The organism is Gordonia sp. LUNF6, from assembly GCF_047041125.1.
Classification (GTDB): Bacteria; Actinomycetota; Actinomycetes; order Mycobacteriales; family Mycobacteriaceae; genus Gordonia; species Gordonia sihwensis.
Window position 1 is genome coordinate 3920533 of sequence record NZ_CP178181.1, and the last position, 18398, is coordinate 3938930.

The 18398-nt window shown below is 69.2% G+C and carries 16 protein-coding genes; 10 read left to right on the forward strand and 6 right to left on the reverse strand.

Annotation, left to right across the window (positions count from 1 at the left end; translation table 11 throughout):
- Positions 1-49: 49 nt before the first annotated feature.
- Positions 50-1351: a TrpB-like pyridoxal phosphate-dependent enzyme gene (locus ACK8HH_RS18425; RefSeq protein WP_006896722.1), complete on the reverse strand. Its 1302-nt coding sequence runs from the start codon at positions 1349-1351 to the stop codon at positions 50-52.
- A gap of 36 nt (positions 1352-1387) precedes the next feature.
- Here ACK8HH_RS18425 and ACK8HH_RS18430 point away from each other — a divergent pair, with 36 nt between their 5' ends.
- Positions 1388-2326: a quinone oxidoreductase family protein gene (locus ACK8HH_RS18430; protein WP_045538196.1), complete on the forward strand. Its 939-nt coding sequence runs from the start codon at positions 1388-1390 to the stop codon at positions 2324-2326.
- Positions 2327-2361: 35 nt separating this feature from the next.
- On the opposite strand, the gene dinB is transcribed toward ACK8HH_RS18430, so the two are convergent.
- Both dinB and ACK8HH_RS18440 read right to left on the reverse strand, forming a co-directional pair.
- Positions 2362-3573 (reverse strand): DNA polymerase IV, encoded by a 1212-nt coding sequence (gene dinB / locus ACK8HH_RS18435; RefSeq protein WP_006896724.1) that lies wholly within the window; start codon positions 3571-3573, stop codon positions 2362-2364.
- A 63-nt stretch (positions 3574-3636) separates the two neighbouring features.
- Positions 3637-4263 (reverse strand): class I SAM-dependent methyltransferase, encoded by a 627-nt coding sequence (locus ACK8HH_RS18440; RefSeq protein WP_412475442.1) that lies wholly within the window; start codon positions 4261-4263, stop codon positions 3637-3639.
- Between the two features lie 96 nt (positions 4264-4359).
- On the opposite strand from ACK8HH_RS18440, the gene ACK8HH_RS18445 reads away from it, so the two are divergent.
- Together ACK8HH_RS18445 and ACK8HH_RS18450 are read left to right on the forward strand one after the other, a co-directional pair.
- Positions 4360-5154, forward strand: coding sequence for an LLM class F420-dependent oxidoreductase (locus ACK8HH_RS18445; RefSeq protein ID WP_006896726.1), 795 nt, complete (start codon positions 4360-4362; stop codon positions 5152-5154).
- Between the two features lie 64 nt (positions 5155-5218).
- A complete protein-coding gene (locus tag ACK8HH_RS18450; RefSeq protein WP_006896727.1) occupies positions 5219-6871 on the forward strand; it encodes a hypothetical protein in 1653 nt (550 codons plus the stop codon).
- A gap of 27 nt (positions 6872-6898) precedes the next feature.
- On the opposite strand, the gene ACK8HH_RS18455 is transcribed toward ACK8HH_RS18450, so the two are convergent.
- Positions 6899-8308: a phytoene desaturase family protein gene (locus ACK8HH_RS18455; RefSeq protein WP_045538195.1), complete on the reverse strand. Its 1410-nt coding sequence runs from the start codon at positions 8306-8308 to the stop codon at positions 6899-6901.
- A 53-nt stretch (positions 8309-8361) separates the two neighbouring features.
- Here ACK8HH_RS18455 and ACK8HH_RS18460 point away from each other — a divergent pair, with 53 nt between their 5' ends.
- The 4 genes from ACK8HH_RS18460 (at position 8362) to ACK8HH_RS18475 (ending at position 12941) form a co-directional block, all read left to right on the forward strand.
- Positions 8362-10386: a TPM domain-containing protein gene (locus ACK8HH_RS18460; protein WP_045538194.1), complete on the forward strand. Its 2025-nt coding sequence runs from the start codon at positions 8362-8364 to the stop codon at positions 10384-10386.
- Positions 10387-10533: 147 nt separating this feature from the next.
- Positions 10534-10974, forward strand: a complete 441-nt coding sequence (locus tag ACK8HH_RS18465; RefSeq protein WP_045538193.1) for a MarR family winged helix-turn-helix transcriptional regulator — start codon at positions 10534-10536, stop codon at positions 10972-10974.
- Entirely contained in the window at positions 10971-12209 is a 1239-nt protein-coding gene (locus ACK8HH_RS18470) for an MFS transporter (protein WP_006896731.1), read from the forward strand. Before ACK8HH_RS18465 ends, ACK8HH_RS18470 begins: the two co-directional genes overlap by 4 nt.
- Before the next feature lie 45 nt (positions 12210-12254).
- Complete coding sequence (locus ACK8HH_RS18475; protein ID WP_006896732.1) at positions 12255-12941, forward strand: SDR family oxidoreductase; 687 nt, start codon at positions 12255-12257, stop codon at positions 12939-12941.
- Between the two features lie 23 nt (positions 12942-12964).
- Here ACK8HH_RS18475 and ACK8HH_RS18480 read toward each other — a convergent pair whose 3' ends face one another.
- The gene (locus tag ACK8HH_RS18480) at positions 12965-13360 is read right to left on the reverse strand and encodes a nuclear transport factor 2 family protein (RefSeq protein WP_006896733.1); all 396 of its coding nucleotides are present in this window, start codon (positions 13358-13360) and stop codon (positions 12965-12967) included.
- 134 nt (positions 13361-13494) lie between these two features.
- Here ACK8HH_RS18480 and ACK8HH_RS18485 point away from each other — a divergent pair, with 134 nt between their 5' ends.
- Entirely contained in the window at positions 13495-13836 is a 342-nt protein-coding gene (locus ACK8HH_RS18485) for a YnfA family protein (protein ID WP_006896734.1), read from the forward strand.
- A 23-nt stretch (positions 13837-13859) separates the two neighbouring features.
- Here the strand turns inward: ACK8HH_RS18485 and ACK8HH_RS18490 are convergent, their stop codons facing one another.
- Positions 13860-15050 carry an acyl-CoA dehydrogenase family protein gene (locus tag ACK8HH_RS18490; protein ID WP_006896735.1) on the reverse strand — a complete coding sequence of 397 codons (1191 nt, stop codon included), beginning with the start codon at positions 15048-15050 and terminating at the stop codon, positions 13860-13862.
- Positions 15051-15121: 71 nt separating this feature from the next.
- On the opposite strand from ACK8HH_RS18490, the gene ACK8HH_RS18495 reads away from it, so the two are divergent.
- Entirely contained in the window at positions 15122-17275 is a 2154-nt protein-coding gene (locus ACK8HH_RS18495; RefSeq protein WP_412475443.1) for an FUSC family protein, read from the forward strand.
- A 67-nt stretch (positions 17276-17342) separates the two neighbouring features.
- Complete coding sequence (locus tag ACK8HH_RS18500; RefSeq protein ID WP_412475444.1) at positions 17343-18398, forward strand: DUF2804 family protein; 1056 nt, start codon at positions 17343-17345, stop codon at positions 18396-18398.

An 18398-nucleotide genomic window follows, 5' to 3' on the forward strand; every position in this document is an offset into this window, starting at 1 on the left:
CGCATCGGGCCCGCCCGTCCGGATCCGGAACCGGCGGGCCCGACAGCCGTCAGAAGGAGCCGTTCAAGAACTCCGCGTAGGCGGGCAGATCGAGCTGACCGTGCCCGGAGAGCCCGATCACGACGACCTCCTCCTTGTCGCTGTTCGCCACGTGCTCGGCGCACGCGGCGATGGCGTGGGTCGACTCCGGGGCGGGCACGATGCCCTGGGTGCGCGCAAACGTGATGCCCGCGCTGAAGGCGGCGCGCTGGTCGATCGCGACGCCCTCCACCAGACCCAGCTCCACCGTGTGGCTGAGCGCGGGCGCCATGCCGTGATAGCGCAGACCGCCGGCGTGGATGGGGTCCGGGACGAAGTCCATACCGAGCGTGTGCATCTTCAGCAGCGGCGTGAGGCCCGCGACGTCGCCGTGGTCGTAGCGGTACTCACCCTGAGTCAGAGACGGACAGGCCGACGGCTCGGCCGCGACGATCCGCGGATCGGAACGGCCGTGCAGCTTCTCGCGCAGGAACGGGAAGGACAGGCCCGCGAGGTTCGATCCGCCGCCCGCGCAACCGAAGACGACGTCGGCGCCGCCGGGCTCCACCGCGTTCAGCTGGTCGACGGCCTCGAGGCCGATCACGCTCTGGTGCAGCACGACGTGGTTCAGCACGCTGCCGAGCGCGTAGCGGGTGTCATCATTCGCGGCCGCCACCTCCACCGCCTCCGACACCGCCATGCCGAGGCTGCCGGTGGTGTCGGGGTCCTTCGCCAGCATCGCGCGTCCGGCCTCGGTGAGGTCGGAGGGACTCGGGTGCAGCGTGCCGCCGTAGGTGCGGATGAGAAAGCCCCGGTACGGCTTGGAGTCGTACGACGCCCGCACCTGCCACACCTCCACGTCGAGACCGAACTGCGCGCCCGCGAACGAGAGAGCGCTGCCCCACTGACCTGCGCCGGTCTCGGTGGTGAGCTTCTTGACCCCGTCGATGCTGTTGTAATACGCCTGCGCGACAGCCGAGTTCGTCTTGTGGCTGCCGACCGGGCTGACGCCCTCGTACTTGACGTAGATCCGCGCCTTCGTGTTCAGCGCCTCCTCGAATCTGCGGGCGCGGAACAGCGGCGACGGCCGCCACATCTGGTAGATCTCACGAACCGGCTCAGGGATCTCGATGTAGGCCTCGGTGGAGACCTCCTGGGCGATCAGACCGGCGGGGAAGAGCGCGGCCAGATCGTCGGGCCCGACCGGTTCCTTGGTTCCGGGGTGCAGGTGCGGCGGAATCGGCTCGTCGAGCTCCGCGGCGAGGTTGTACCAGTGGGTGGGCACGTCCACGGTGACCAGATCGGGGTTGGACGCGTCAACATTGCTTGTCATGCAGGTCACCATAATGTGCGCAGTAGGCTGCACGTCATGACGGGCATCAGGTGGGTGGCGGACGGCTTCGGCGGGCTCGACGACTTCCGGGCCGTCGCCTGCGAACCCGCAGCTCCCGGCCCCGGACAGCTCACCGTCCGCGTCACGGCCGCCGGAGTGAATCCCGCCGACCTCAAGCACACGCTCAGGGCCTCCGACCCCGCTCTCCTGCCGCTGCCGATCGGCTACGAGATCGCGGGGGTGGTGACCGCCATGGGACCGCGGACCCGCGCCGGGTCCGGGGCGGTGTCGGTGGGCGATCGCGTCGCGGCCTTCCGCGTGCACGGCGGCTACGCGTCGGCGATCACCATCCCCGCCGAGAAGGCCTTCGTCCTGGCGGATGCGGTGCCCGACGACCAGGCCGCGGGGCTGCTTCTCGCGGGGTGCACGGCGGCCGAGCTGCTGTCGCGGTCCGGTGCGGTGTCCGGCGAGACGGTGCTCCTGCACGGCGCCTCGGGCGCAGTCGGCGCCGTCTTCCTGCAATTGGCGCGTCGAGCCGGGGTCACCGTCGTCGGCACGGCCGGTCCCGGTCGGTCGGACGCGGTCGCACGGTTCGGCGGTATTCCGGTGACCTACGGTCCCGAACTGCCTCGGCGCGTCCGCGACGCCGCACCCGGTCCGGTGGTCGCAGCGCTCGACGCGGCCGGAGGCCCAGAGGCGACGGCCGCGTCACTGGAACTGGTGGCCGATCGCGATCGGATCCTCACCGTCGTCGACCGCGAAGCCGCGCGCGAGTACGGCTTCGACGCGCTCTCGGGCGCCGACCCCGCCAGCGCGGCGTTCCGGGACGGTGTGCGCGGCGAACTCCTCGATCTGCTCGCGGCCGGCGAGCTGACGGTGCCGATCGCGCGCACCTTCCCGCTCGATCGTGCGGTCGAGGCGCTGCGGCTGGTGGCCGCCGGGCACGCCGGCGGCAAAGTGGTCTTGATTCCGTGAACCCATCAGACCGTGACCCCCAGACCGGGGCGCCGTCAATCCGGCAGCATCGGGCTCTCGGGCAGATGTGGACGACCCACTAGCACTCCCCGCGTCACCGCACCCTTCCCGAATCTCGACCGCAGCGAGTCGATGGCCAGGTCGAGGTCGCCGGCGTGGTCGGCGCCGTCGAGCGGTAACGCGAGCTGAACGGCGCCGTGATCGGCGAGGTTGGTCAGCGACAGCCCGATCAGCGTGCAGCCGCGCTCACGAATCAGCGGCATCGCCTCGTCGAGCAGACCCCGCGCCACCGCGAGTACGATATCGGTGCGGTCGGTCGGTTCGGATAGCGTCCGCGACCGCGTCACTCGCTCGAAGTCGTGGAAGCGCAGACGCAGCACCACCGTTCGCACGAGCCGCTGCGCCGACCGGAGACGGCGGCCCAGGCCGTCGACGATCGCGACGAGTGTTGCTTCTATATCCGCCTCCGACCGCCACCGACGACCCAGCGCCCGTTGAGCCCCGATGGAACGTCTGCGTCTGCCTGTCTGAACGCGCCGTGGATCGCGAGCCATCGACAGTGCGTACAGGTGCCTGCCCGGGCCGCGACCCAGGAGCATCGACAGCCGTTCCTCGCCCAGCGACGCGATCTGGCCCACGGTCTCGATCCCGGCCTCGGCCAGGCGTTGCTCGGTCTTGGCGCCCACGCCCCACAGCCGTCGCACGGGCAACGGGTGAAGGAAGTCGAGTTCGCCTCCCGCGGGGACCTCGAGCAGACCGTCCGGCTTGCCCACCGCGCTCGCCACCTTGGCCACGAACTTGGTGCTCGCGACCCCGACAGTGATGGGCAGGCCCACCTCGCGGCGCACCCGCTCCCGCAGCCGTGCCGCGAGCTGAACGGGCGATCCGGCGATCGCGTGCATGCCGCCGACGTCGAGGAAGGCCTCGTCCACGGAGATGCCCTCGATAAACGGCGAGAAGTCGGAGAAGATAGCGAAGACCGCGCGGCTGGCCTCGGTGTACGCCTCGAACCGAGGGTGCACCATCACCGCGCGAGGACAGAGCGCTCGGGCTTCACGACCGGCCATCGGCGAGCGGACACCCATCGCCTTGGCCTCGTAGCTCGCCGCCACCACCACCCCGCCACCGACCAGCACCGGACGGCCGCGCAGTGACGGGTCGTCGCGCTGCTCCACGGACGCGTAGAAGGAGTCGAGGTCGGCGTGCAGGATCGATGCCTGCTTGCGTGTGCCCGCGTCCACTCTCATACCGCGAGGGTCTCACCGGGGTCCGACATCTCCCAGCCGCGGCACCACCGACCGGCGGAAAGCTCAGACCCGGCGCATACGGAGGACCACATCCCGCACATGATGGCCGCCGCCCGCCGGGATGCCGCGGTCGCGCGCCTCGTCGGTCACCACTTCCCAGCCCTCGCCCAGCAGACGTACCATGTCGCGGGGCCAGAGGAACCCGTCCGGGCTCCGCCCGTGCGCGCGTATCCCCTCGGGGTCGTGCATCACCACGAGCAGCGTGCCGCCGGGCCCCACGGCATCGGCGATCTTCTGCAGGACCGCGACGTCGTCGCTCGCGATGTGGAAATAGCTCAGGGCCACCAGGTCGTACGTGCGGTCGAACTGATCTGCGGTGACGTCGAACGGCAGCCAGGTGATTGTTTCACGTGAATCAGTCGCGGCCGCACGCTTGAGAGCCACGGTGGAGATGTCTGCTCCCACCACCGTCCAGCCGTGGTCGGCGAGCCACCGGGCGTCGGCGCCTTCGCCGCACCCGAGGTCGAATGCCGAACCGGCAGGCAGATCACCGACTTCCGCGATGAGCGCGGGGTTCACGTTGGTGGTCCACAGCCGGTCCGACGACTCGTAGAGTTCGTCCCACTCGGCCGCGGAGACGGGATGACGGGGAGCCTGCTGCTGATCGTGGTCGTGCTGATGTTCACTCACTCCTCGACGCTCCCACAATCACCGGCCACGCCGCGACGCGGCTTGCGCGCGCGGCAAGAACCGGCGCCGCGGCGGACCGCACGGCACACTGGAGCCATGAGTCACCCCATCCGAATCGGCGTCCAGCTCCAGCCCCAGCACTCACCGGAGTACTCCCTCATCCGGGACGCAGTGATGCGTGCCGAAGACGCGGGAGTCGACATCGTCTTCAACTGGGACCACTTCTTCCCGCTGTCGGGCGACCCCGACGGCGCCCACTTCGAATGCTGGACCATGCTCGGCGCCTGGGCCGAGCAGACCTCCCGCGTCGAGCTCGGCGCTCTCGTCACCTGTAACAGCTACCGGAATCCGGAGCTGCTGGCCGACATGGCGCGCACCGTCGACCACATCAGCGGCGGTCGTCTCATCCTCGGCATCGGCAGCGGCTGGTTCCAGCGCGACTACACCGAGTACGGATACGACTTCGGCACCAAGGGCAGCCGACTCGACGCCCTCGGTGCCTCCCTGCCGCGACTCACCGAACGGCTCGCGAAGCTGAATCCCGCACCCACGCGCCATATTCCGCTGCTGATCGGCGGCAGCGGCGAGAAGAAGACACTGCGGCTCATCGCCGAACACGCCGATCTCTGGCACGGGTTCGTCGACGTCGAGTCCTATCGCCACAAGTCTGGTGTCCTGGCTCGGCACTGCGCCGACGTGGGACGCGATCCGGCCGAGATCGAGCGGTCGGCGGAGGTCCGCTTCGACGGCGACGTCGGCGCCATGCTTCGGTTCGCCGACGACATCACGGCCGAGGGCGTCACCCTCCTCACGGTCGCCACCGGCGGACCCGACTACGACCTGACGGCGGTCCGGGAACTGGTGCGCTGGCGGGATTCGCGCACCGCATAATCGGTGCCGGCCCGATGGGCCGAAGCGGACACCGCCCGGGACGCGCCCGATATAGTCCGGATTCATGACCCGACCCCGGAACCGGCTCTCCCGAATCCGTCTGGCGACGGCGCTCTCCGGCATCGTCATGACGATCGTTCTGCCACTGTCCGGCGCCCCGGCCGCGCACGCCGGACCGGCGTCGTGTGTTCCCTTCGGCACCGCACAGATTCCGCCGGGCGTTCCGTCCACCGGTGATCGCACCGGACTGACGACCTTCGCCGAGTACACGGGCAAGCAGGCGCCGTCACGCGTGGACCTGCGGACCGAGAAGACTCAGTTCAATCGATTCTGGGAGTTCGCACTCACCGACGCCGGCACGCTGGTGACCCGGCCGCGTCCCCCGCGGTCAGCAGCGGACAGCCGCTGGCGGACGGTCCCCCTGCCGTCCTGCCTGCGCGGACGGCTCGTCGCGATCTCACTGGACGACGACGAACTGGTCGGCGTGGATCGAGAAGGCTGGATCTACACCATGGACAACGTGACCCAGTCCCCTCTGCTGTGGAACTGGACCTCCGCGTGGGGCGCCATGCTGTGGACGGGGCCCGGCCGCAAGCTGCCGGACGACCGCCGCGGCGGCTGGGCGCTCAGCGTGACCTCGCCTTCGGACAACCGGGCGTACCTGGATATCGCCGGCCGCGTCCACCCCTCCGGTCAGGCGAAGATGACGATGATCCCGGCGCTCACCGGCGACGGCAGCCGGATCACCTACGCCGATCCGTGGCTGCCCAACGACGACAGCTACGAGATCGGCAGCCCGCTCGGCGGCCGGTTTCAGTCCGTGGCCCTCTCGGCCGCCGGATCCACCACCTTCGTCGTCAACCGGTACGGCGACATGTTCACGCGCACTTTTGATTTCGACTCTTCCGGATCGGATTCGGTGTTCTTCCGCTACAGCTGGGACCCGCAGACCGGGAAGCCCAGCGCCACCAACCTGACGGTCGAGGCCTTCGATCGGTCGACCGCCGCGGTCCAGCTCCCCGCACCCGACTGGACACGCCAGCCCAAGATTCCCGGCGAGATCACCTCCGCGATCACCGTGATCTCCACCGGTCCTGGCCCCGAGAAGCGCGAGCTCCGGGTGGAAGGCCGGAGCAATGGCCGAACGGGCTTCTGGCACAAGGACCTTCACGCCTCGACATGGACGTTCACCCCGACCGGCAGCACGCTGCAGGGCCGGCTCCTGGAGAACTCGCCCGGCGATCGGTCCGCGGAGACGCTCGCCCCCGAGAAGCCGTGGAATCTGTCGGCGTCCCTCCCCTCCCGCTCCGCGCTCGTCGACGGGCAGACACTCATCGATATCGGTATCCCGTACAGCGTCATCGACCCGCGGATGCTCGACGAGGTGGGACTCACCGCGGCGCCGTCCGGCTACCGACTGTCGGTGTCGAGTTTCGATCCCGCGGTCACCACTCGGCCGGCCACCGTCACCACTCCCGACGGCCATCGGATTCCGGTGCTCCTGCACACCGCCGACGGTATGCGGATGACGCCCGGGCACGTCGGCCTCACCCGCACCCCGCGCCATCTGGTCGGCGCCGTGGAGATCCCCCGCGAGGCCTTCGCGAATCGCGACCGGGACCCGGAGCTGCGCCGCTTCGTCGACACGTGGATGCGAGGCAAGTCGATCGCCCCGATCACGCTGAGCGCCACCACCACCGACCTGGTGGTGCGCTGAGGCATCGCACGGGTCCGCGACGCCGGATCAGCCGTCCCGGAGCGCCGTCTTCGCCGCGCGGTAGCCGGACATACCGTGGACACCGCCACCCGGGGCCGTCGCCGACGAGCACAGGTACACGCCGGGTACCGGAGTCCGATGCGGCCGCGCCGACAGCACCGGTCGTGCCAACAGCTGCCGCAGATTGGCTGCGCCGCAATTGATGTCGCCTCCGACGCAGTTGGCGTTGTAGTCCTCGTAGCCGGACGCGGTCGTGACGATCCGACCCTCGATCGTGTCGGTGAAACCCGGTGCGCACCGTTCGATCTCGGCGACGATCCGGTCGGAGACGTCGCTCCCGCAGCCCGCGGGGACGTGGCAGTACGCCCATGCCAGGTGAGTTCCCGCCGGCGCACGCGAGGGATCGACCCGCGTGGGTTCGCCGCCGAGCACCCACGGTCGGTCGGGCACCCGGCCGGCCGCGACGTCGGCCTCCGCGCCGCTGATCTGCGCGCGGTCGCGCGCGATGTGAAAGGTAGCCGTCGACAACAATTCCTCGGCGCCCGCCCCCGACCAGGGAATCGGCTCGCGCAGCAGGAAGTCGACCTTGCAGACACCGCCGCCGTACTCGAAACGCTCGAGACGCCGGACATACCGGGACGGCAGCCGCTCCCCCATGATCTGCACCAGCGCGCGGGGCGAGACGTCGAAGAAGACCTGCCCGGCGGTCGGCAATTCGCGAGCCGAGCGCACTCGCCGGCCGGTCTCGATCCGCCCGCCGTTGCCGAGGATGATCGCGGCCAGCGCGTCGACGACGGACTGGGATCCGCCGGCGGCAACGGGCCAACCCGCCTCGGTCAGCGTTCCCAGCAGAAGTCCGGGGGCGGCCGAACCGAGCGCGTCCGAGGGCCGGATGGCGTGCGCGGCCACCGCCGCGAACGCGGTGCGCACCCGTTCGGTACGGAAAGCCCACCGGACCAACGCGTCGACGGGCATCAGGGCCTGCGGACCGAAACGCGCCATTCGCGGCAGATGCCGGGGAAACGCGGGCATCCGTAACGCGTCATGCGCCGCCCCGGTGCCGAGCGCGACCGTCCGACGCCACGCCCGGGCATCGTCGCCCAGCTCACTCGCCCGTCGCACCGGATCGCGGTACACGCCCAGGGCATCACCTCGCGAGAAGACGTGGGCGAAAGAGACTTCCGGCACCAGCCACTCGACCCGGTCCGCCAGGCCGAGTTCGGCGAACGCCGGCGACGCGTACCCGGTCGGATGGACGGCCGCGCAGACGTCGCGCCGAATTCCGGTTCCGAACGCCTCGTCAGTCCGCGAACCGCCGCCGATCGTGTCCTCCGATTCGATGACCAGCACCGATCGGCCCGCACGCGCCATCACCGCTCCCGCGGTCAATCCGTTCGGACCGGAACCGATCACGATCGCGTCCCATTCGTTACCCACCGTGCCCCGCTCACCGACCCAGAACCGTCAGACTCACAAGCTAGATTGAGTCCATGGTTTTCGCGAGCATCCAGCGTCTGATCCGGGCCCGCCTACTCATGGTGACGGTCTCGGCTCTCGCGGTCCTCGCGGCACTGCTCTTCACCGGGGCCGGCAGCGCTCGGGCTCAGGCGCCGCTGCGCATGGCCGATCAGGTGGTCGACACCGCCGGCGTCTTCAGTGAGGCCGACCACGACAAGATCGCCTCCGCGATCGACGCTCTCTATAACGACCACAAGATCCAGATGTGGGTGGTCTACGTCGACTCCTTCGACGGCATGAAGGCGGCCGACTGGGCCCGCCAGACCGAAGACCTCAGTGATTTCGGCGACCGCGACGTACTGCTGGCGGTGGCCACCGGGGACCGCGGCTACCGGCTCACCGCGCCGGCCGCGATCGACGGTCTCACCCAGGACGAGATCAACAGCATCGCCACCGACACGTTGGTCCCGGATCTGAAGCGGGGACGGTGGGCGGCGTCGGCGCTCGACACCGTCGACGAGATCGACGCGGCGGCGGCCGGCGATGAGTCCCACGCCGGAGCGATCACCGCGGGGGTGGTCGGCGGCGCGGCCGTGGTCGCGGGCGGCGGCTTCCTCTACCTCCGCAGGCGGCGACGCCGGGCTCACGCCGCGCACGTGGACGATCTGCGTGAAGCCGGCGACTCGTTGACCGTCGACCAGTTGTCCGAGCAGCCCCTCGAAGTACTCCATGCATGGTCGCGGGAGGTGCTCACCGACACCGACAATGCCGTCAAGACCAGCGCCGACGAACTCGTCCTCGCGATCGACGAGTTCGGTGAGGCGGACGCCGCGCCGTTCACCGCGGCGCTCGGCGCCGCCCAGCGCGCGCTGGCGTCGTCGTTCGCGCTCCGTCAGAGATTGGACGATCACATCCCGGAGACCGCCGACGAGCAGCGGTCGATGCTGGTTCAGATCATCACCTCGTGCTCGGACGCGGATGCGCTGCTGGACGAGCAGGTGGAGAAATTCGACGCCATGCGCAACCTGCTGATCAACGCCGAGGAACGGCTCGACGAGCTGACACGGCGGATCGTGGAGACCACGGCCCGCCTGCCCCGATCCGAAGCCACCCTGGCCGAGCTGACCGAGCGGCACGGCGGAACCGTGGTCTCCTCGATCAGCCAGAACGTCGCCCTGGCGCGTGAGCAACTCCGGTTCGCCGAGGACAGCACCGATCAGGGCCGCGAGGCGATCGCCCTGCCCGCCGGACAGCAAGGACCCGTCGTGGCCGACATCCGGTCGGCCGAGGGAGCGCTGGAGACCGCCGCCAAACTGCTCGACGCGATCGACTCGGCCGACGCGACCCTGGCCCGCGCTCGTCACGGCCTGTCGCCGCTGACGGCCGATGTCACGGCCGCGGTGGCGCAGGCCGAGGGACTGCCGGCTCCCCCATCCGATCTCACGGCTGCGATCGGGAAGGCGAAGACTGCGCTCGCCACCGCGGACTCGGAGGCCGACACCGACCCGCTGGGCGCCTTCGCTGCCCTCTCGGAGGCCGACGCGGATCTCGACGCCGCACTGGCCGCCGCACATCGGACCGCCGACGAGACGTCGCGGCGCACCCAGCTGGTAACCAATGCGCTCGAGACGGCCGAAGCCAAGACGCAGGCCGCGGCCGACTTCATCGAGACCCGGCGCGGAGCCGTCGGCTCCGTCGCCCGGACCCGCCTGTCGAGGGCGCAGCAACTCGGCGCCGAAGCGGTTCGGCTCTCCGACACCGACCCCGACCGGGCTCTGGAGCAGGCGCGGCAGGCGTCCCGGAACGCCGACGAGGCGCTGATGGCGGCACAGAACGACGTCGTCGCCTGGCAGGACCAGCAACGGGCTGCCGGCGCGGCCGACCGGACCGGTCCTCCGATCGCCGGTGCCGTCCTCACCGGCATCCTCGTCGACAGCGTTCTGCGCGGCACGATGCGTCCGGGATCGTTCGGCGGCTACAGCTCCGGCGGACGCAGTCCCGGTTCCTACGGCGGGTCGTCGAGTTCGGGCCGCATCGGGACCGGCGGTCGCTTCTGACCGGCGTCGGTCCGTCTCACTCCGGTGGTCGAGGTATCCCGGACGTGTGACGTTCCCCATTTTCCTGACGTGAACTCCCTGTTCACACGGCGATCGATGGCTCCGCGGTCTTTTATTTAGGCTTACGAAATATTAGGCTTACGAAGTATGACCGATGAGAACGCCCCCGACCTCGCCTCAGGACTGCGGCACACGGTGACGCGGTTGTACCTGACCCTGCGACGCAACTCGCCCATCAGTGAGCTCAGCGCCGCCCAGGCCTCGGGACTGGCCTCACTCGTGGACTACGGGCCGATGAGGATGGGCGAGTTCGCCGAACGCGAATCGATCCGGATGCCGACCGCGACCGCACTGATCGACGGCCTGCACCGGGGCGGATACGTATCCCGCGAACCCGATCCCGACGACCGCCGGGCAGTGATCATCGCAGCCACCGACACCGGCTCCGAGATCGTCAGCGACATCCGGACCCGTCGAGACGACAGTGTCACGCGCGCACTGCAGACCCTGTCCGACGATCACCGCGCAGCCCTGGCAGCCGCCCTGCCCGCCCTGCGTGAACTGCAGACTCGAATGGAGCTTTCATGAGCACTGACTCCCACTCCCTCACCGCGGCCTTCAAAGGGCAACCGCGGACCGTCTGGGTGACCGCGTTCGCCGCGGTCATCGCGTTCATGGGGATCGGCCTCGTCGACCCCATCCTCAACACCATCCGCGAGGCGCTCGGCGCGCCCGAGACCAAGCTCACGCTGCTGTTCGGCGTCTACATGGGCGTCCAGGTGGTGGCCATGCTGCTGACCGGATGGTCCGCGTACCGGTTCGGCCCCAAGCGGACCCTGACCACCGGACTGGTGTGCATCGTCATCGCGGCCGGCCTGTCGACCTTCGCCGGAAACATCGACCAACTCATCGCCCTGCGCGTCATCTGGGGTCTGGGCAACGCACTGTTCATCGCCACCGCGCTCGCCTTCATCGTCGGACAGGCCACAGGCGGCCAGCAGGGAGCGATCCTGCTGTACGAGGCCGCACTGGGAGCGGGACTGGCCGTCGGTCCGCTGCTCGGCGCCGTCCTCGGCGAGTGGACGTGGCGCGCACCGTTCGCCGGCACCGCACTGCTCATGCTCGCGGGCGCCGTCCTGTGCGCCGTCATGCTCCCCGCCGACGGACCTCGTGAACAGCGGCAACCGGTCAAACTACTCGATCCGATCAAGGCGCTGAAGAACCGCAGCCTGCTCATCAACTCGATCGGCTCGGCCTTCTACACCGGCGCACTGTTCACCGTCATCGCCTGGGCACCGATCGCGATGGGCCTGCGCCCCATCTACGCCGGAATGGTCTTCTTCGGATGGGGTCTGCTGACCGCGCTCTCCGGCGTCTTCGTCGGGCCGCGCATCGCCTCGGCCATCGGTGCTCGCGGCGGCGTCCTCTCCGCCATCGGCGCCTACCTGGTGACGATGGTGCTCGCCGCGATCGGCGTCGTCGATCATCACGTGTGGCTGATCGGTCTGGCCGTGGTGCTCTCGGGCATTCCCTCCGGTGTGCTGAACACGCTGTTCACCGGCGTCGCGATGTCGGCCGCCGACGACTCCACCCCGCGGTCGGTGGCCAGCGCCGGATACAGCTTCCTGCGCTGGATGGGCGCCGCCGCCTCTGCGGTGATGGTCGCCTACCTCGCCGAGTGGTTCGGCATGGCCGCCCCGTTCTGGTTCGCCGCAGGCTACTGCGCGGTGGCCGTGGCCGCCCTGGTGCTCGCGGGAGGCAGCAAGCCCGACGAGCACACGGTGGACCCGGAGGCCGTCCTGGTCGGCGCCGAGGAGTACTGAGCCGAGAGACGTCATGCAGAGCCGGCATTCAATAGGATCGACGGTATGCCTACCGCTTTGATCACCGGTGCCAGTCGTGGGGTCGGTGCGCAGATCGCGAAAGCGCTCGCACCGACCCACGACTTGATTCTGGGCGGCCGCGGGTCGGCCGAACTCGACCGTGTAGCAACGGAATTGGACGGCGCCGTGACTCTTCCGGTGGACCTCACCGATTACGCCGCCCTGGAAACCGCTCTGGAGACCGTCGCCCGTCTCGATGTGCTCATTCACAGCGCGGGAGTCGCGAGCAGCCTCGAGGCCGTCGCCGACACGCCCGTCGAGGAATGGCGGCAGGTGATGGATGTCAACGTGATCGCGGCCGCCGAGGTCACTCGACTGCTGCTCCCGGCGTTGCGGGCCGCCGACGGGCACGTCGTCTTCCTCAACTCCGGCGCGGGAATGAACGTGCGGGCCAATTGGACGCCCTATGCCGCAAGCAAATTCGCGCTCCGGGCCCTGGCCGACGGGCTGCGCGCCGAAGAACCCGCACTCCGGGTCACGTCCATCTTCCCCGGACGCATAGACACCGATATGCAGCGCGACATCGTCGCCTTCGAGGGCGCCGAGTACGACCCGTCGAAGTACCTGCGCGCGGAGACCGTCGCCGCGGCGGTGGCGTCAGCGGTGAACGCACCGGCCGACGCCCACCCCACCGAAGTGGTGCTCCGGCCGCGCGGCTCACGCAACCGATAGCGGGCGTCGGCCGACCGTCCGACCTACAGCTGCTTGAGGTCCGACTGCTCCCACACGGCCCGCATGCCGGCGATCTTGCCGTCGTCGTCGAAGACCATGATGTCGACCGGGGTGATCTCGAACTTCATCCCCGCGGTGCCGGTCACGAGCGTGAACTCGAAGACCGCGGTGTCGCCGGCGATCTTGGTCCACTTCAGCGTCGCTTCGCGGCTCTCGAGGCCGGTGATGATGCTGTAGAACTCGACGAGCTCGTCACGCGTGCTGCGCACGGGTGCGCCGATCGGGTCCTCCACCGTCGCGCCGTCGGCGTACAGGTTCACGATGTCCTCCGCCGACCCCGAGTTGAGGCCGTCGATGTAGGCCTCGACGGTGGCCGCGATCTTGTCGGAAAGTCCGGTTTCCTGCTGCTCAGCAGTCATTTCCACTCCCTGAATTGAAACATGTTCTAGTGGGAAGGCTAACAGGAGCGCCCCACTGGCGCGAGGGTCCGCGAAAGATTGCCGCGACCGCGTCCGCGAGCCCCGATTCCGGTCCGCTGGCATGATCGACTGCCATGACCGTCGCCCGTTCGCTCATTCTGTTCGCGCTAGCGGCCGTCGCCGAGATCGGCGGGGCCTGGCTCGTATGGCAGGGCGTGCGCGAACACCGCGGTTGGCTGTGGATCGGTGCCGGAGTCGCCGCACTCGGCGTGTACGGATTCGTCGCCACATTGCAGCCCGACGCCGAGTTCGGCCGCATCCTCGCAGCCTACGGCGGCGTCTTCATCGCGGGCTCCCTGCTGTGGGGGATGGTTGCCGACGGCTACCGGCCCGACCGCTGGGACGTCATCGGCGCGCTCATCTGTCTCGTGGGCGTCGCCGTGATCATGTACATGCCGCGCGCGGTGGACGGTTAGCCCCGGGCACAGCCGGAACAGGTCTACTTCAGCTCGGCACTGGTCTTTCCGAGCACCCGACGGGCGATGATCAGCTGCTGAATCTGCTGTGTGCCCTCGAAGATGTCGAGGATCTTGGAGTCGCGAGCCCACTTCTCGAGCAGTTCGGTCTCGGAGAACGCGGCCGTGGCACCGATCTCGACGGCCTTGTTGGTGAGTTCGGTGACGGTGCGGCCGGCCTTCGCCTTCGACATCGACGCCTCGGTGGAGTTGGGCTGCTTGTTGTCGGCCATCCACGCCGCGCGCAGCGTGAGCATCCACGACGACTCCCAGTCGGACTCGAGCCGGATGAACTCGGCGACGGCAGCGTGCTGAGCGGCGACCGGACGGTCGTAGTCGACCTGGTGACCGGACTCTTCGAGCATCCGGCGCAACTCCTCGAGAGCGGCCCGCCCGAGGCCGACGGCCATCGCGGCCACCACCGGCCTGGTGTTGTCGAACGTCTGCATGACGCCACCGAAACCCGTCTTCACCTGGATCTCCGGCGTGCCGAGCAGGTTCTCGGCCGGCACTCGAACGTCCTCGAACCGGACCACCGCGGTATCGGATGACTTGATGCCGAGCTTGTGCTCGAGCCGCGCGACGGTGACGCCGTCGGCGTTCATCGGCACCACGAAGCTCTTGATGGCGGCGCGGCCGACGCTCTTGTCGAGCGTCGCCCACACCACGACGTGGTCGGCGCGGCTTCCGGCGGTCACGAAGATCTTCTCGCCGTTGATCACGTACTCGTCGCCGTCCAGGACGGCGGTGGTGGAGACGGCGGCCGAATCCGATCCGAAGCCCGGCTCGGTGATGGCCATGGCGGCCCAGACATCGGCGAAACGCTCGAGCTGCTCGTCGTTCGCCACCGCGGCGATCGCCGCGTTTCCGAGGCCCTGGTACGGAATCGACAGCATCAGACCGACGTCGCCCCAACCGAGTTCGCGGGCGTTGAGCACTGACCGGAGGTTGGCGCCGTTGACGGTCTCCTCCGCGGACTCGTCCGCCTTGTCGGCGTCCTTATCGCCCCCGCGGGCCTGTTTGGCGATCTTCCCGAGCTCGTCGAGTTCGACGGGGTACTCGTGCTCGGCCTTGTCGTACTTGCGGGAGATCGGCCGGAAGATGTGCTCGGCAGCGAGACGGGCGCGCTCGACCGTGGAGTTCAGCTTCTCCGGGAGCTCAAGGTTGATAGCCATGGCGCTACCTTACTACTGAGTAAGTTCGTTGCCAAGCGTCTGCAGGCTCCCCGTTTCGGCACAATCGTGAAATGGTCCGATTCACGGCGAATCCCGTGCGTGCACTCGCCGGGACCGATCCCGGCCGTACCCGGCTGCTCAACGCGAGCGGGGTAGCGGTGGCTGTGCTGATCAGCACCGGGTGCGCCTGGCTGATCGTGAACGCGACCCACGCGGACGGCGGCTACCTGGCGGTCGGAGCGTTTCTCGCGATGCAAGCGGGTCTGAGCGTGCGCGACGCCACCGCGCCGGCCCGGGTCGTCACCACGGCCCTGTTGGTGATTCCCGTGGTCGGCGGCCTCGCCGGCACCACATTGCTCGCACACAACAGGTACGTCGAGATCGCCGCCTTCGTCGTGATCGGCGGCGTCGCCACCTGGATGCGACGCTTCGGTCCGCGCTGGTCGGCGGTGGGAATGATCGCGTTCTTCTCCAGCTTCTTCGCGTTGTTCCTGCGGCCGACGGTCGACGATCTCGGCCCGCTGCTGCTCATCGGCGTCGGCGCTGTGGCGGCGAGTCTGATCGTCAAGTCGACCATGCTGCTGCACGCACCAGACCGGTCGCTGCGACTGCTGATGCGCCAGTTCCGCGGCGCCGGGGACGCGGCCGTGCGCGCGGCGGAAGGCTCCGTCGGCCGGCCCCGCGCGACACTGCAGGCCCGGCTCGACCGCCTCGGCGACGTCGCCATGGCGATCACCGACTGGCAGAGCCGATACGACACCGCCGCCCGTACCGGATTGACAGCACACGAACTGACCCGGTTGGTCTTCGACGCCCGCACCGATCTGGTGCAGGCGTGTCTGCATCTGGCGCAGGTCCCAGAGCCGAACGCCGACCGGGAACTGACCGCACTGCTGGACGCCATGCATCGCGTGCTGGACACGGACCTGCCGGCGTCCGAGCGGTCGGCCGCGTCCGCCCGCGCTCGCCGGACGCTGGAGGCCGTCGATCCCGACGTCCCCGGGCGATTCGCGGTCGCGCTCCTCGCCCGCGCGGTCGAATCGCAGGTCGCTCTGCGCGAGGCGCTCGAGTCACCGCATCCGGCGGCGACTGCCGAACCCGACACGGACGTCTCGAGCGACGAGCCGACGGACGCCGAACCGGCGGTCGCGCGCGATGCCGAGATCGCTGAGGCCCCAGACGCCGGAGGCGGTCCGCATCGTTTCTGGCGCGAGTGGACTCCGACCACGCGGATGGCCGTGCAGGTGATGCTCGCGGCCACCCTCGCCACCGTCGCCGGCGAGGCCATCTCGGCATCACGCTGGTACTGGTCGGTGCTGACGGCGTTTCTGGTGTTCGTGGGCGTCAACACCCGTGCCGCGATCCTGACCAGGGCCTACCGCCGAGTGATCGGCACCGTCTGCGGAGTCTTCGTCGGCTTCGGCTTCGGCATCGCGGTCGACGGCGCGGAGCTGCCCCTCATGCTGCTGTGCGCGGTCAGCGTCTTCTGCATGGTGTACCTGGGGCCCCTCAACTACGCGGTGATGGCCTTCTTCGTCACCGTCCTGCTGTCGTCCATGTACGGCCTCCTCGGGATTCTCAACCGGCACATCCTCGAACTGCGGCTCGAGGAGACCCTCACCGGAGCGGTGATCGGCGTCGCGTGCGCCTTCCTGATCTTCTCCAGCAGTTCCCGTCCCGAGCTGATCACCCGCATCCGCGCGTACTTCGCCTCGCTCGAGGAGGTCCTCACCCGATCCGGCGACGTCCTCATCGACCACGGGCCGACCACGGCGGTGCTCGACGCGGCGCATCGGCTCGACACCGATCACCGCGAACTGGAGACCTTCGTCTCGTCGATGGCGGTCTCCTTCGCAGGCGGTCAACGCCGCACCCTCCGCCGATCGGCCACCGCGCTGCTCAAGAACGCCGGTGTTCACGCCGACCGGCTGGCCCAGGAATCGGTGATCCTCGGAAAGGAGGGCGGTACCGCGGCCTTCCACGGCGACGCCGCCGACGCGGTGCGGCGCGGCATCGACGCAGTGGTCGCCCAGTCGGACGCCGCATGCCGCTCGTTGCTGCACCGCAGACGCGACAATCCGGCCAAGAGCGAGGCGTCCGAGACCTTCGACGCCGTCCGTCGGGTTCCGTGCCGACCGCACACCCCGCAGTATCGGGCCATGCTGGCGCTGTCGAATCTGAGCATCACCATGGCGAACATCGAACGACTGCGGGAGCGCGACTGACGCCTCGGCCGCATCATCGGGTCGCGGCTTTTGCCACGAATCGGCGACTGCGCGATCATCGGTGACCATGACACTGTTTCCGCCCGTCGCCACCGAGCCGCCCGCGTCCCTGGTGACCCGCGGCCGATACAACTTCGGCACCTACGACGGCCCGATCGCCGACATCAACCCGCTCGACGCCGCCGGCTCCGGTCCGCTCGCCGGCACCCGGCGCGCCGTGCGCAACCTCGGGTTGAAGGAGTGGGAGGCCTTTCAACTGGGGGACGACGACCTCTTCGTCCTGGGTGCGGTCTACAACGCGAAGACCCTCGGTCTGCTCCAGGTCCTGGTGGTGGACAAGCACGCGGCGACCATCCGGCGCTGGGAGACCAAACTCCCGTCGCCGCTGCTGACGGTCGCGCGCGGACTCGACGGCACCGTCTCCGAGGGGGAGTTCGCGGGACTGGAGATCGAGATCGGCAACCAGCTCCCCGGCGGCCGGGTCACCGTCGACGCGACGCACCACGGCACCGCGCTGACACCCGAACTCGACCTGCACATCACGGGCGACTGCGAGCCCGGTGCGGCCGGTCATCTGGTGATCGTGCATCCCTTCGACGAGAACCGGGCCCTGTACTCGCACAAGGCGATGATGCCCGCGTCGGGCTCGCTGCTGATCGGCGGAGCCGACGTGGGTCTCGCCGACGGTCGCGGCTTCCTGATCCTCGACGACCACCACGGCGACTACCCCCGGCCGATGAAGTACGACTGGGTCACCGGTGTCCGGCGCACGCCCGCCGGCGTGGTCGAGGGCTTCAACCTCACCGACAATCAGGTCCGCAATCCGGGTGTCTACAACGAGAACGCCATCTGGATCGGCGATCAGGTGCACCGCCTGCCCGCGGTCACCGTCGACCGCCCCGACGGCCCATGGGGCACCTGGTACATCCGCGACTCGGGGGGCGCGGTGGACGTGACGTTCACACCCACCGTGCAGTCGACGATGCACGTCGGACCACGCAAGATCCTCGCCGAATACTACGCGCCGTACGGGTGGTACGAGGGCACCATCCACGCGCAGCATGCGACGCTGAGGGTCGACGGCATGTTCGGCGTGGGGGAGTCCAAGCGCATCTCGGTGTGA

Coding starts and splice junctions, on each gene's coding strand:
- ACK8HH_RS18425 (WP_006896722.1), bottom strand. CDS start 1,351: ATGACAAGCAATGTTGACGCGTCCAACCCCGATCTGGTCACCGTGGAC.
- ACK8HH_RS18430 (WP_045538196.1), top strand. CDS start 1,388: ATGACGGGCATCAGGTGGGTGGCGGACGGCTTCGGCGGGCTCGACGAC.
- dinB (WP_006896724.1), bottom strand. CDS start 3,573: ATGAGAGTGGACGCGGGCACACGCAAGCAGGCATCGATCCTGCACGCC.
- ACK8HH_RS18445 (WP_006896726.1), top strand. CDS start 4,360: ATGAGTCACCCCATCCGAATCGGCGTCCAGCTCCAGCCCCAGCACTCA.
- ACK8HH_RS18450 (WP_006896727.1), top strand. CDS start 5,219: ATGACCCGACCCCGGAACCGGCTCTCCCGAATCCGTCTGGCGACGGCG.
- ACK8HH_RS18460 (WP_045538194.1), top strand. CDS start 8,362: ATGGTTTTCGCGAGCATCCAGCGTCTGATCCGGGCCCGCCTACTCATG.
- ACK8HH_RS18465 (WP_045538193.1), top strand. CDS start 10,534: ATGACCGATGAGAACGCCCCCGACCTCGCCTCAGGACTGCGGCACACG.
- ACK8HH_RS18470 (WP_006896731.1), top strand. CDS start 10,971: ATGAGCACTGACTCCCACTCCCTCACCGCGGCCTTCAAAGGGCAACCG.
- ACK8HH_RS18475 (WP_006896732.1), top strand. CDS start 12,255: ATGCCTACCGCTTTGATCACCGGTGCCAGTCGTGGGGTCGGTGCGCAG.
- ACK8HH_RS18480 (WP_006896733.1), bottom strand. CDS start 13,360: ATGACTGCTGAGCAGCAGGAAACCGGACTTTCCGACAAGATCGCGGCC.
- ACK8HH_RS18485 (WP_006896734.1), top strand. CDS start 13,495: ATGACCGTCGCCCGTTCGCTCATTCTGTTCGCGCTAGCGGCCGTCGCC.
- ACK8HH_RS18490 (WP_006896735.1), bottom strand. CDS start 15,050: ATGGCTATCAACCTTGAGCTCCCGGAGAAGCTGAACTCCACGGTCGAG.
- ACK8HH_RS18495 (WP_412475443.1), top strand. CDS start 15,122: ATGGTCCGATTCACGGCGAATCCCGTGCGTGCACTCGCCGGGACCGAT.
- ACK8HH_RS18500 (WP_412475444.1), top strand. CDS start 17,343: ATGACACTGTTTCCGCCCGTCGCCACCGAGCCGCCCGCGTCCCTGGTG.